The sequence below is a fragment of the uncultured Treponema sp. genome (genome assembly GCF_934725225.1).
Classification (GTDB): domain Bacteria; phylum Spirochaetota; class Spirochaetia; order Treponematales; family Treponemataceae; genus Treponema_D.
Map to the genome: position 1 here is coordinate 244,017 of NZ_CAKVAM010000004.1, position 12,057 is coordinate 256,073.

Below are 12,057 nucleotides of genomic sequence, written 5' to 3' on the forward strand. Positions count from 1 at the left end.
GGACAACAAAAATGAACAGCACACTCGTAATTTATGTTCACGGAAAAGGCGTAAATGCCGGGGGAAGCCGAACATTATAAAAAACTTTTTGCGAACTGCAATGTTGCCAGGTTTGAGTACGCATCCGTAACACCGTGGGATTTCAAGGATGAATTTTTGAACTGGGCAAAAGAAAAATTCGGCGGCTACGAAAAAGTGATTCTTGTTGCGAAGAGCATCGGAGCGTATTTTTCGATGAACGCAGTTTCTCAAACCAACGCTGAAAGTGACAGTGCGAAAAAGAAAATCACCGCGAAAATCATCAAGGCGTTTTTCATCTCTCCGATTGTGGACATGGAAAAACTGATTTGCAACATGATGGATTGGGCCGGCATAACGGAAGCTCAGCTTGAGGAAAAGAAAATGGTAAGCACGGACTTCGGCGACGATTTGTCCTGGGAATATCTGACTTATGTCCGCAAAAATCCGATTAAATGGAAGATTCCGACTGAAATTCTTTACGGCGAGTACGACACTCTCACTTCGCTTGAAACCGTCTCGGATTTTGCGCACACCCACAAGGCAAAACTTACCGTGATGAGAGGCGGCGAGCACTGGTTCCACACCGAAGAGCAGATGAAGTTTCTGGACGGATGGATTGAAAAAAAATAGAGGAACAAACAATGAAAAAAATCCTGATTACTGGCGGAACAACTTTTGTAAGCAAATACGCCGCTTCTTACTTTTGCGAGCACGGCTACGAAGTTTACGTTCTGAACAGAAACACAAAAAAGCAAGTTAGCGGCATAACTTTGATTGAAGGCGACCGGCACAATTTGGGCGGCAAACTGAAAAATCTGCGCTTTGACGTTGTGGCAGACATTACCGCTTACAACGCGCAGAACATAATCGGTTTGACGGATTCGCTCGGCTCGTTTGACCAGTATATAATGGTAAGTTCCAGCGCGGTTTATCCAGATGACGAAATGCAGCCGTTTGCGGAAGAATGTGAAAGGAAGCCGAACAAGTTTTGGGGAAAATACGGAACAGACAAAATCGAAGCTGAAAACGCACTTTTGCAAAAAGTTCCCGATGCGTACATTTTGCGACCGCCGTATATTTACGGTGCTATGAACAACGTTTACCGCGAGGCGTTTGTTTTTGACTGCGCAAGGCTCGACCGTCCGTTTTATCTTCCGGGAGACGGCAGCATGAAGCTTCACTTTTTTCACGTGAAAGATTTGTGCCGCATTATCGAAAAAATAATCGAGACAAAGCCTGCCGAACACATTCTGAACGTTGGAAATGAGCAGCCAGTTTCGATAAAAGATTGGGTTACACTTTGCTACAAGTGCCTTTCAAAAACGCCTGCCTTTGTCGAAGTCAGCAAAAAAATTGAGCAGCGAAATTATTTTTGCTTTTACGATTACGAATATTTGCTTGACGTGAAAAAACAAAAGTCGCTTTTGCCAAAAACAATTGCGCTTGAAGAAGGATTAAAAGAAGCTGCCAACTGGTATTTTGCAAACGAGCAAGAAGTGCGCAAAAAAGATTATTTGAAATATATCGATGAAAATTTACAGGAGAAAAAATGAACCCGATTTCAGTTGACCCGAATACGACTTCGAGGGCGCAGGCTTTTGAGCTTTGGATGAACGCGCCGAACCCGATGGTAACTTTTTTTAAGACGCTGGACGTTTCGCCGCTTGTAAGGCTGAGCCGACGTCGCAAACTCAAGTTCAATATGCTTTTGTGTTGGTGCGTGGGAAAAGCCGCCAGCGGGGTGAAGGAATTTTTCCTGCTTCCGGTGGGCAGAGAGCTTCTGAAATACGATTCGCTTGCCGTGAACACAATCGTTAAGAACAAAACCGGCGAGGTAAGCTCGTGCGATGTGCCATTCAATGACGACATCCAAAAATTCAACCGCGACTACCTTGAGCTGACAAGCGAGGTTGCCCAAACTTGCCGGAATCACGACCTTGCGCAGAGCATGGTGATTGGAACTTCCGCAATAATCGACACGGAAATTGACGGCGCGGTCGGCATGAACAGCGGAATCTTCAACAATCCGTTCATAATCTGGGGAAAATACCGCCGCCGCTTTTTCAGGACAACGCTCGCCGTCTCGTTCCAGTTCCACCACACGCAGATGGACGGAGCGCACGCCGGAAGATTTCTTGAACTTTTGCAGAAGAACATCAGAAGCGTAAAAAAGGTGTTTAGGAAAAATGGATAAAGAGATTGACTTTTTATGCGTTATTTCTGTGCTTGTTTCTCACTGTTATTCCCACACTTAGTTTTTATTGGCATTGCCCGGCTTGACCGGGCAATCTACTTTTCTAAAGAGATTGTCGAATCAAGTTCGACAATGACACGGTTTGCAAGGTTGCTGGGTCTATACAATTTACAGAGTTCATTGAGCTCGTCGAAATGAACTCTGTAATTTAGGTGGTTTCGACAGGCTCAACCACCTCTTATTTTCTTGTCATGCTTGTGCTCCGACACAGGAATCCCTTTTTTATAACACCAATTTTTCAAACTTTACATATATACAGTAGTAATAAAATGTGCTATAATTATTTTACTGGAAGTGCCTGATTTCTAAGGCGGCGTCTCCCGAACTCAAACCAGCTTGCTGGAATCTTGAAAACCGGGAGGACTTGCGTATGACTTTAGAGCTTGTTTTGGTGGCAGCAACAATTATAAGTTGCATTGCTACTGTTGCAAGTGCAGTTATCGCAACTCTCTCTTACCTTAAAAATAAGAAGAGTTAAAAAGTAAAGCCGCCCATTCGTTTGGAACACATTGGACGGCTTTATAACCCAAAATGTGGAGACGACCGACGGAAATCGGGCATTTCCTTTATTTCAATATACTACAGAAAAACGGTTACGTCAAACAGTTATGTGATTAATCTGGCGTGATTGCAATGTCATTCCTGTGCCACGACACAGGAATCTTTTTCAGTATGCGAGATTCTCCGATCGAGCCGGAGGATGACAGGTTGGCTTTATGTCATTGTTCGACGGAATCGGGCAATTTTTTTTTCTTCTATTCTGCGGTGCGGACAACGCGGAATCCAACATCATTGATTCTGTTTTGCGGATAACTATAGCCCCTGAATTTCACTTTACAGCAATCGGCTGTGTTGAGCCAACTGCCACCACAATAGTAGCGAGAGTTGTCATTATCATTATCGGAATCCCAACACCATTCCCATACATTTCCGCTCATGTCGTATAATCCTAAATCGTTCGCTTTTTTTGTTTTTACTTCATGAGTTCTTCGGGTACCCTCTACTGCTGAATTGCCATTGTACCAAGCAACTTCATCTATTGAATCGCTTCCTGCATATTTATACTGTGTGCCTGTCAATTCGTTTCCGCCGCGTGCCGCATATTCCCATTCCGCTGCTGTTGGTAATCGATAACCATTTGCGTTAAAGTCACAAGTTGCAGCATTCCAAGTAGTGTTGTTGCTTGAAGCCGGAACTTGTCCCCAATCACTAGGATTTGTAGAATTTTTAATTGAATAACAAGGAGTAAGCCCCTCTTTGATTGAACGTTTGTTACAGTATATCATTGCGTCGCACCAGTTTACTTTATTCACTGGATTATTTTCCGAATCTCCATCAGCAGTTGCCATATCGCTTGGAAGCCTTCCTATTACAGCATTGTACTCTGATTGCGTAACTTCATGGTCACAAATATAAAAATCGTTTATCGTTACGGTTTTTCCATCAATAAACACGTTGCTATCTGAAATTTTACTTGTTATTGTTGCACCTTTTACAAGAATGAATTTTCCCTCAACTGTCCACTTTGCGGTTAATGTTATGTCGGAAGTGATTTTTCTACTGGATGTAAACTTTATATCTTTAATAAACCAACCGACAAATGTGTAACCGAAAATATTTTCCAATGCCATGTGTTGCTCTTCCGTCAGATTGTCGCCTTTTTTCAAGCCTTCGATTTTTACCGGTGCTATGCCGCGTGCGGTTTCAAATGTAACAGTGTAGGTTTTTATGGTGAATGTGGCTGTCGCAACCTCGCTGTTTTTCAGTCCGCCCTTTACTGCGACTGCGGAAATCACGACGTTTTCTGTGATTGTAATCGGTTCGGAATATTCTTGTTTTGATGACAAGACTTCTTCAGCGGATGGTGCGTCTGTTTCTGCGGCAACCAGATAATAAATTGTTACGTCTTCCGTTCCGCATGAGAGAGAGATTTTTTCATTGTAGTCCACATCGCCAGTTATGCTGAATGAGACTTTTTCAACCATTCCGATTTCTGTCCATTGTGCATAAAGCGTAATGTCCGCGGTCAGCGTAATTTTTGCACCGTCCGCATGAACAATGTTCCCATCAGCAGAGGTTGCCCAGCCTGCAAAAATGTTTCCGTCTTTTGTGAATGCATTTTCTGAAAGTGTGATTTCTGTTCCTGATTCAGCAGTCTGCGGATTCATCTCACCAGTTCCGCCGTTTGCGTCAAAGGTGATTGTGTAGGTTGTTTTTGGTGTTTCTGGATTTGAAGGTGTTGAAGGATTTGTGTTTCCGTCGTCCGGGTTGCTTGGGTTTGAAGGATTTCCGTTTCCGTTGTCGCCAGTGCCGGAATCGGAAGAATTTTCTACAGGCGTTGTTACTTGTTGGTCATCGTCCGAGCCGCTGTCAGTCTCGGTCATGCAGCCACTAAGCAGCGATAAAGTTAAAAATAATGTAAAAATTACACGGGGGGGGTAAGAAATTTGTGGTTGATTTTCATCGCTTTCTCCATAAAAAGTGTGAGTTTAGTTTGTCAGCACCTTTTGATTTAATTTGTTTTACTATTATATAGGAAATTTGGGAAAAAACAATAAGGAAGTGTAAAAAGAGTTGCCGGGCGGGATTATCAACCGAGTTTGCTTCGCAAACATCGCGGGTCAAGCCCGACAATGACAGGTCGCATTTTCATTCCTTTTATAATCTGCATTTTTTATGTTATAATTACCCTTGTTTTTTTAAGGGATAAAAATGAGTGATATTTTTGACATAAACGAAATAACGGAAGAGGACATAAAGCTTCAGTATATTACGCCGGCGCTGCTTTCAAAATGGGACATCAAAAAAATTACTTCTGTAAATTGCCAGTTAAGTGTTATACTATTTATGGAGATTGTTATGGAAAATGTAGCATATTTGAATAATAAGGGCGATTTAATTCAGTTCAAATACGGAAACACAAAAATCCGCTTTAAAGGTCCGTACAGCCTTGAACGAATTGAGCAGATTAAGGAATGGGATAACGGCTATCTTGTGGTTTCAGCAAAATATTCTCATACAGATGAAGTTGTGGAAGATTATATTGACTTGATTCCGATTCTCGAAAACTTATACATAAAGCCAGAAAAATTTCTGCATCCAATAAAAGAGGTAAAATTAGATTATGCCGCAAGATAAATTACATAACAATGTTTGAAATGTGGTCTAAATATTCAACGCGCGGCTATTATGGCGAGAACAAATAAAAAGTCGATGTGTCAATTCAATTGTGCGAAAGACTAGGCAGGTAAACTTGATAAATCGCCCATTCTAGTCCTCATACTTAACGCCAAAGTAATTCAAACTTTCTTTCATGGTGTCCTGAGCTGTCAGGCAGGTGTCTTTAAGATAACCTCGCTCATCTTTCCATTCTTTGATTCCTCTATAATAGAACATCTTCAATTTCTCGGTGATGATGAACGGAACAATGTTATGTTTTAGACATTCCTTGAACATAATCAGTCTTCCAGCGCGACCGTTGCCGTCCTGAAACGGATGAATTGATTCAAAGCGAACGTGGAAATCAAGAATATCATCAAAAGTGATTTCCGATTTTGCGTTATATTCTTCAAGCAATGATTTTATTTCCTTAGCGACATTTTCAGGCTTTGCGGTTTCAATTCCGCCAACCTCATTTTCCAGCATTTTGTAGTCGCCTACTTTGAACCAGGATTTCTGTGAATCTGTTGTACCTGTTTTCAGTATATAATGAAGCTGTTTAATGAAACTTTCTGAAAGCTTAGAATTTGCGCCTTCGATAATCAAATCAATGCAGCGGAAGTGATTTACAGTTTCTATGATGTCATCGACTTTTACTGCCTCATCTGCAATGCCAAGAGTTTTTGTTTCAAAAATATAACGGGTCTGGTCATGAGTGAGTTTTGAGCCTTCGATATGATTTGAATTATATGTAAGGTCAATCTGAATTTTATGGTAAATACCGTTTTTTAAGCCGGCCTCTTTTTCTCTTTTCAAAACTGATAAAAGATTGTTCTCAGTTTTTATATGACGAGCCTTGCGGTCCGGTTTTTCAGCATTTGATGGAATCTTCCATGTCTTGCCTTCTAAAAAAGCTCCCGGAACTCTGCCCTGTGAGCAGTAATTTCTTGCGCTGCGCTCGCTTAAATTCCATATTTTTGCAGCTTCTTCAACTGAAATATATTCTGTCTTTGCCATAGGCAATATTATATCACGTTATCGGCAAAATATAAAACATTTTAAGCATGTTTTTTCGTGGTTTATTTTGCCGATAGATTGACTTTATTGCCGAAAAGAAACAGCTATACTGTCATTCCCCGTCTTGACCGGGCAATCTATGTTTTGTGTATGAGATTGCCGTGTCGGTGCACGGCAATGACAACTTGCCTTTTGTCATTCCTTCACTTGATTTCTATGTCATTCCCTTGCTTGACAAGGGAATCTATTCAAATGTTTCGCAAGGAGATTGCTGACCGCGTTTTCTTCGAAAATGTCGCGTGTCGTGGCACGGCAATGACTGGCTAGTTTTATGTCATCTTCGGGCTTGACCCAGAGATCTATTACAGGAGATTGTCAGATCGAGTCCGACAATGACAGAAGAGGTTAAAAACGATAATGACAAAAATCCACGCCCGATAATGACACGGCGTTTTATTGTCTTCCCCTCCCTTGACAACCTACCTTTCGATAGGATATATTTCCAGTTATATTTTTTTGGAGATGCAGTTATGGAATCAGATTATTTTATCCGTCAAATCAGGCCGGAAGAAATTGCGGAAGCATTGGGCTTGGCCTGGAACGTGTTTTTTGGAATTTGAATCGCCTGAATACACAAAAGAAAGCGTTGAGGAATTTTACAAAAGCATTCATGACGAAACCTACCTTTCAAAACTCTGCTGGTACGGTGCGTTTGTTCAAGAAAAACTTGTCGGAATCATTGCCACGCGGAACGAAGGAACTCACATCGCACTGTTTTTTGTGGACGAAAAATATCACAGACAGGAAATCGGAAAGAGGCTGTTCGAGTTCGCACGGAGCATGAACAGTTCCGGAAAAATGACGGTGAATTCCTCGCCGTATGCTGTGCCCGTTTATCACAAACTTGGATTTTGCGACACGGACACGGAACAGGTTGTAAACGGATTGCGCTTCACGCCAATGGAAATTAAATAAAAAAATTAGGAGAACCCAAAATGAAAAACAGTGCGCTGGTCTTGATTGACCTTCAGAACGACATCACAAAAAATTACAAGGAAATAATCACTCGTGTGAATCAGGCGATTGACTGGGCGGTGGCTGGCGGAATGCACGTTGTCTACATTCAGAACCACAACCTTTCCGCCGGAACAAGAACGTTCAAGCCGGGAACGCACGGTGCTGAGCTTGTGCCTGAAATGAAAATCGTTTCCGACCACGTTTTCACCAAGACAAAAATCAACGCCCTGACAAGCGAGGATTTTTCCGCCTTCATTCAGGAGAACGCAATCACGGAATTTTTTATAGCCGGTGCGGACGCAACAGCCTGCGTAAAATCCACCTGCTTCAACATGGCAAAAAACGGCTACACCGTCCACGTGATTTCCGACTGCATCACAAGCTACAACAAAAACAAGATTCCCGAAATGCTCGCCTACTACGAAAGCAAAGGCTGCGACGTAAGAACTTTTGACGGGATGCGCAAATAGCAGGAAGAAATCAAAATGAACGGAAAAACGATAATCGAAACTCCGCGCCTTGTTCTCCGGGAATACACGCCGGAAGATTTTGACGCGCTTTTTGAGATAATGTCCGACGCGGAGACGATGAGGCACTATCCCGCGCCATTTGACGAGGAACGCACGCGCGGCTGGATTGACTGGAACATTCAGAACTACAGGGAATACGGATTCGGACTGTGGGCAATTATATTGAAGGAAACTGGCAAATTTATCGGCAACTGCGGAATTACGATTCAGAATATCGACGGAGAAATGCTCCCTGAAATCGGCTATCATATCAACAAAAAATACTGGCACAAAGGATTCGCAAGTGAGGCCGCAAAATCAGTGCGCGACTGGGCATTTGCAAACACAAAATATGAGCGCATTTATTCGTACACGAAATACACGAACGTCGCCAGTTACTCAACCGCCTGCGCAATCGGCATGAAAAAACTCAAGGAATATCCCAACGAGAAAGACGGAATTTCCTACGTCTACGCAATCACACGTGGCGAATGGAAGAAAATTAAGAACAAATAAAAGGAGACAGCATGAAAATCATTGAATATTTTACATCGAACAACAAGGCGCATTGGCTTGAAGAAATCGCAAAGGCTGACTGGGGCGCGGCGAAATTTCTTCACCAGCTTTTGAGCGAAGGCAAGCTGAAGGAAACAATCGGGGATTCCGCGCTTGTTCCGCTTTTGACCGACGGCGAGAAACTTGTCTCTTTCTGCACTTTCGCGCCGCTCGACGATGTTCAGCCCACGGAACTTTCACCTTGGATTGGCTTTGTTTATACTGTGCCAGAATACCGCGGACATCATTACGCAGGCGAGCTTTTGAACTGGGCGGAAAGCGTTGCAACCGTCATGGGACGCAATGCGGTTTACATTTCAACAGACCACACGGGGCTTTACGAAAAATACGGCTACGAATTTTTCAATACGGCGAAATCGGTCGGCGGAGAGGAAACAAGAATCTACCGCAAGGAACTTTCAGCAGAAGGAGATGAAAAACAAAAACGCCTGGAAAACGGCGGAAGGTGGAAAGCCCAAATCGTAGCGGCGGCAAAACAAGGCGTTGACATGACGGCAATCTGCGGACTTTCGTGCGGCCACTGCTTTTTGGGCGAATGGTGCGGAGGCTGCCGCTCGCCTTTCAACTGCTGCTCGTTCGGAACGATGTTTCCTGGCGGAAAATGCCCGAACGTAAAATGCTGCGGGGAAAAAAATCTTGACGGCTGCTTTGACTGCCCGGAACTCGAAAAATGCGAGAAAGGATTCTACACGCCAAGCAACGATGGAGCCGCCGCGAGCAAGGCGCAGGCAATCTTCATCCGGCGGCACGGAAAACAAGCCCACCGCAAAGTTTTGGACAACCTGCACAAAAAATACGAGTTCAAAAAAATGCAGGAAATTCTCGGACAGAGCGTGGAAGAAGGAATCAGGATTCTGGAAGAGAATTTGTAGGAAAGTGGCTGAAAAAAGCTTAGGGCATGGAAGCCCAGAGTTCCAAAATGTTGATTGAGCTTGTCGAAACCAACATTTTGGAATGAGCGTGAGCGAAGGCTGGAACGCCCGACCTGCCGCAAGGCAGGGAAGCCCCTGAAAAAAAAGAAAGGAAGGTAAACAAATGAAAAACTTGATTGCATTTTGCGGACTGGACTGCGAATCATGCGAGGCCAGAAAAGCGACTGTCGAAAACGATTCGGAGCTGCGCAAAAAAGTTGCAGTTGAATGGTCAAAGCTGAACGGCGTTGAAATCACTGCGGAAATGATAAACTGCGACGGCTGCCGAATAAACGGACGGAAAACTCCGTTCTGCGATTCACTTTGCCCGATCCGGCAATGCGCACTTGGCAAAAAAGTAAGCACCTGCGGCGACTGCGCAGAAATGGAGGGCTGCGAAAAAGTCGCGATGATTCACAAGAACAATCAGTGCGCAAAGAACAATCTGCTTGCACGTTGAAAAATTCCAGAGGATTTATTGGAGGAAAAATGAGCAGCTATTTAGTTCTTACGCCGCAGCTTGTTCAAAAGGATTTGGACGCGCTCGGAAAATACAAAACCGCCGACGTTGACCGCCTGATTCGCGGCTATGTCAAGAAAAATGCGGACGCTTCACTTTTGCGAGAGCACGTTTTGACGCAGCAGCAGTTCCACAGGATTTATTTTTACGTCAATCTTGAGCAGATAAAGGACGTGAATGCGCGGATGGCGTTTATCCACGAGAACTTGCTTTTTTCGGACTGGTGGCACACGGACGAGCTGATTGGCTACGTTGCGGACTTGGATTTTGAAGTGGCTCTGAAATATGCGTCGGAATACATAAAATCCGAAGAGCCTTTTGTGCGCCGCTGGGGATACGTGCTTTTTATCGCACATTTGGGGCGAGGACACGCAGAACAGCTTCTTCCTCTGATGAAAAATGACGGGCATTATTACGTTCAGATGGGCGAAGCCTGGCTGATTGCAGGGCTCGCCGTAACCGAGCCGGAAACTGTTCACAAATGGCTGGGAACTTGCGGACTTGACTACAAAATATGCGGCAAGGCGATTCAAAAAATCTGCGATTCTTACAGGATTTCACAGGACTGGAAGGAAAAGTTCAAGGCACTGCGGGCGGGCTTGAAAGACAAAGTGGCAGAAAAATAAGGAAAACAAATCGAAGGAGAAACAAAAATGACAGTGCAGGAACAGTTCAACTTGATTGCAAATGAATACGACGAAAACCGCCGAAAATTCATTCCGTGTTTTGATGACTATTACATTTCTTCAACGGATTTTGCCGCAAAATCGCTTGAAAAAACGCCAAATCTGATTTTTGACCTTGGCTCTGGAACTGGACTTTTGCCTTCGTTCTGGTTCAGGCATTTTCCGGATGCGAAATATGTCCTTGTTGACCTTGCCGAAGAAATGCTTGCGGTGGCGAAAAAGCGTTTTGAAAATCTTTCGAATGTGGAATACAAAATTCTTGACTATTCAAAGGAGCTTCCGGCGGGAAAGCCCGACCTTGTGATTTCCGCGCTTTCGATTCATCATCTTGAACACGATGCGAAACAAAATCTCTTCAAAAATATTTACGGCGAGCTCGGCGAAAACGGAACTTTCATAAACTACGACCAGTTCTGCGCGGAAGATTTTGAAATGAATAAAAACATCGAAGAATACTGGACTGAGCAGATAAAGTCTGCGAATCTCTCGGAAAAAGAATTTGACCGCTGGCAGGAACGCAAAAAGCTCGACCGTGAATGTTCCGTGCGGCAGGAAACCGAATGGCTTAAACAAGCGGGATTCAAGGGTGCGGAATGTATTTATCTGAACGGAAAGTTTGCGGTAATAATGGCGAGGAAATAGCTTAGGGCATGGAGCACCTGCGAAGCAGTCCACCGCAAGCGAGCGAAAACCGCAGGGTGGAGCGAGTGCGGAGGATGAGCGTTAGCGAAGTGCGGAACGCCCGACGGCGGAGGCGGAGTAAAACGAAGCCGCAGCCGGAAGCAAAAAAAAATTAAGAGGAAACAAAAATGGCGACAACCAAAGAATACATTGATTTTGTGTGCGAGCAGATTGAACAATACGGCGAGGTGCGAAACCGCAAGATGTTCGGCGAATATATGGCGTACCTGAACGAAAAACCGGTTCTTCTTGTGTGCGACAACACGGTTTTTGTGAAAAAGCTTGCGGAAACCGAGCCGATTATGAAGGAATTCAGCGCGGAATGCGGATTTCCTTACGACGGCGCAAAGGAGCATTTTATCCTCGACATCGAAAACCGCGAGCTTCTGGACAAAGTTATTCCGATTCTGGAAAAGGTTACGCCAGTTCCTAAGAAGAGGAAATCAAAATGAGCAAATACGAAAACTTTGGAATTATATAGAAGAAAACGGAACGGAATCTTTCAGCCTGACCTTTGACGAAATCGCAAAAATCGCTGGAGCGCCGCTCGACCATTCGTTCTTGACCTATAAAAAGGAGCTTGAAGAGTTCGGCTGGAAAGTCGCGAAAATCTCGATGAAAAACAAAACGGTTGCATTTGAAAAAACCGGAAATTAAGCGGAACTGTAATTTCGGGGAAAATCGTGTTATAATGAACAAGACGGAG

14 protein-coding genes and 1 pseudogene are annotated in these 12,057 nt (G+C 43.9%); 13 read left to right on the forward strand and 2 right to left on the reverse strand.

Annotation, left to right across the window (positions count from 1 at the left end; all coding sequences use genetic code 11):
• Positions 1-11: 11 nt before the first annotated feature.
• The 3 genes and pseudogenes from Q0H92_RS07960 (at position 12) to Q0H92_RS07970 (ending at position 2,215) form a co-directional block, all read left to right on the forward strand.
• Positions 12-651 (forward strand): annotated as a pseudogene (locus tag Q0H92_RS07960) (alpha/beta hydrolase).
• An 11-nt stretch (positions 652-662) separates the two neighbouring features.
• A complete protein-coding gene (locus Q0H92_RS07965; RefSeq protein WP_296013667.1) occupies positions 663-1,574 on the forward strand; it encodes an NAD-dependent epimerase/dehydratase family protein in 912 nt (303 codons plus the stop codon).
• Positions 1,571-2,215 carry a CatA-like O-acetyltransferase, family 2 gene (locus Q0H92_RS07970; protein ID WP_296013668.1) on the forward strand — a complete coding sequence of 215 codons (645 nt, stop codon included), beginning with the start codon at positions 1,571-1,573 and terminating at the stop codon, positions 2,213-2,215. Before Q0H92_RS07965 ends, Q0H92_RS07970 begins: the two co-directional genes overlap by 4 nt.
• 815 nt (positions 2,216-3,030) lie before the next feature.
• On the opposite strand, the gene Q0H92_RS07975 is transcribed toward Q0H92_RS07970, so the two are convergent.
• Positions 3,031-4,659 carry an SUMF1/EgtB/PvdO family nonheme iron enzyme gene (locus tag Q0H92_RS07975; RefSeq protein ID WP_296013670.1) on the reverse strand — a complete coding sequence of 543 codons (1,629 nt, stop codon included), beginning with the start codon at positions 4,657-4,659 and terminating at the stop codon, positions 3,031-3,033.
• A gap of 328 nt (positions 4,660-4,987) precedes the next feature.
• Between Q0H92_RS07975 and Q0H92_RS07980 the strand changes: the two genes are divergently transcribed.
• Positions 4,988-5,413: a hypothetical protein gene (locus Q0H92_RS07980; protein ID WP_296013671.1), complete on the forward strand. Its 426-nt coding sequence runs from the start codon at positions 4,988-4,990 to the stop codon at positions 5,411-5,413.
• A gap of 132 nt (positions 5,414-5,545) precedes the next feature.
• Here Q0H92_RS07980 and Q0H92_RS07985 read toward each other — a convergent pair whose 3' ends face one another.
• Positions 5,546-6,451, reverse strand: a complete 906-nt coding sequence (locus Q0H92_RS07985; protein WP_296013673.1) for a DNA-binding protein — start codon at positions 6,449-6,451, stop codon at positions 5,546-5,548.
• A gap of 392 nt (positions 6,452-6,843) precedes the next feature.
• Here Q0H92_RS07985 and Q0H92_RS07990 point away from each other — a divergent pair, with 392 nt between their 5' ends.
• The 9 genes from Q0H92_RS07990 (at position 6,844) to Q0H92_RS08030 (ending at position 11,803) form a co-directional block, all read left to right on the forward strand.
• Complete coding sequence (locus Q0H92_RS07990; RefSeq protein ID WP_296013675.1) at positions 6,844-7,071, forward strand: hypothetical protein; 228 nt, start codon at positions 6,844-6,846, stop codon at positions 7,069-7,071.
• On the forward strand, positions 7,061-7,426 hold the full coding sequence (locus tag Q0H92_RS07995) for a GNAT family N-acetyltransferase (RefSeq protein WP_296013676.1): 366 nt from the start codon (positions 7,061-7,063) through the stop codon (positions 7,424-7,426). Before Q0H92_RS07990 ends, Q0H92_RS07995 begins: the two co-directional genes overlap by 11 nt.
• 20 nt (positions 7,427-7,446) lie before the next feature.
• Positions 7,447-7,938, forward strand: coding sequence for a cysteine hydrolase (locus Q0H92_RS08000; RefSeq protein WP_296013678.1), 492 nt, complete (start codon positions 7,447-7,449; stop codon positions 7,936-7,938).
• Positions 7,939-7,953: 15 nt separating this feature from the next.
• Entirely contained in the window at positions 7,954-8,493 is a 540-nt protein-coding gene (locus Q0H92_RS08005) for a GNAT family N-acetyltransferase (RefSeq protein ID WP_296013679.1), read from the forward strand.
• Between the two features lie 11 nt (positions 8,494-8,504).
• The gene (locus Q0H92_RS08010; protein ID WP_296013681.1) at positions 8,505-9,425 is read left to right on the forward strand and encodes a GNAT family N-acetyltransferase; all 921 of its coding nucleotides are present in this window, start codon (positions 8,505-8,507) and stop codon (positions 9,423-9,425) included.
• 163 nt (positions 9,426-9,588) lie between these two features.
• The gene (locus tag Q0H92_RS08015) at positions 9,589-9,924 is read left to right on the forward strand and encodes a DUF3795 domain-containing protein (protein WP_296013682.1); all 336 of its coding nucleotides are present in this window, start codon (positions 9,589-9,591) and stop codon (positions 9,922-9,924) included.
• 29 nt (positions 9,925-9,953) lie between these two features.
• Complete coding sequence (locus tag Q0H92_RS08020) at positions 9,954-10,610, forward strand: DNA alkylation repair protein (RefSeq protein ID WP_296013683.1); 657 nt, start codon at positions 9,954-9,956, stop codon at positions 10,608-10,610.
• Positions 10,611-10,637: 27 nt separating this feature from the next.
• On the forward strand, positions 10,638-11,312 hold the full coding sequence (locus Q0H92_RS08025; protein WP_296013684.1) for a class I SAM-dependent methyltransferase: 675 nt from the start codon (positions 10,638-10,640) through the stop codon (positions 11,310-11,312).
• A 167-nt stretch (positions 11,313-11,479) separates the two neighbouring features.
• Positions 11,480-11,803 (forward strand): TfoX/Sxy family protein, encoded by a 324-nt coding sequence (locus tag Q0H92_RS08030; protein ID WP_296013685.1) that lies wholly within the window; start codon positions 11,480-11,482, stop codon positions 11,801-11,803.
• The last annotated feature ends 254 nt before the right edge of the window (positions 11,804-12,057 follow it).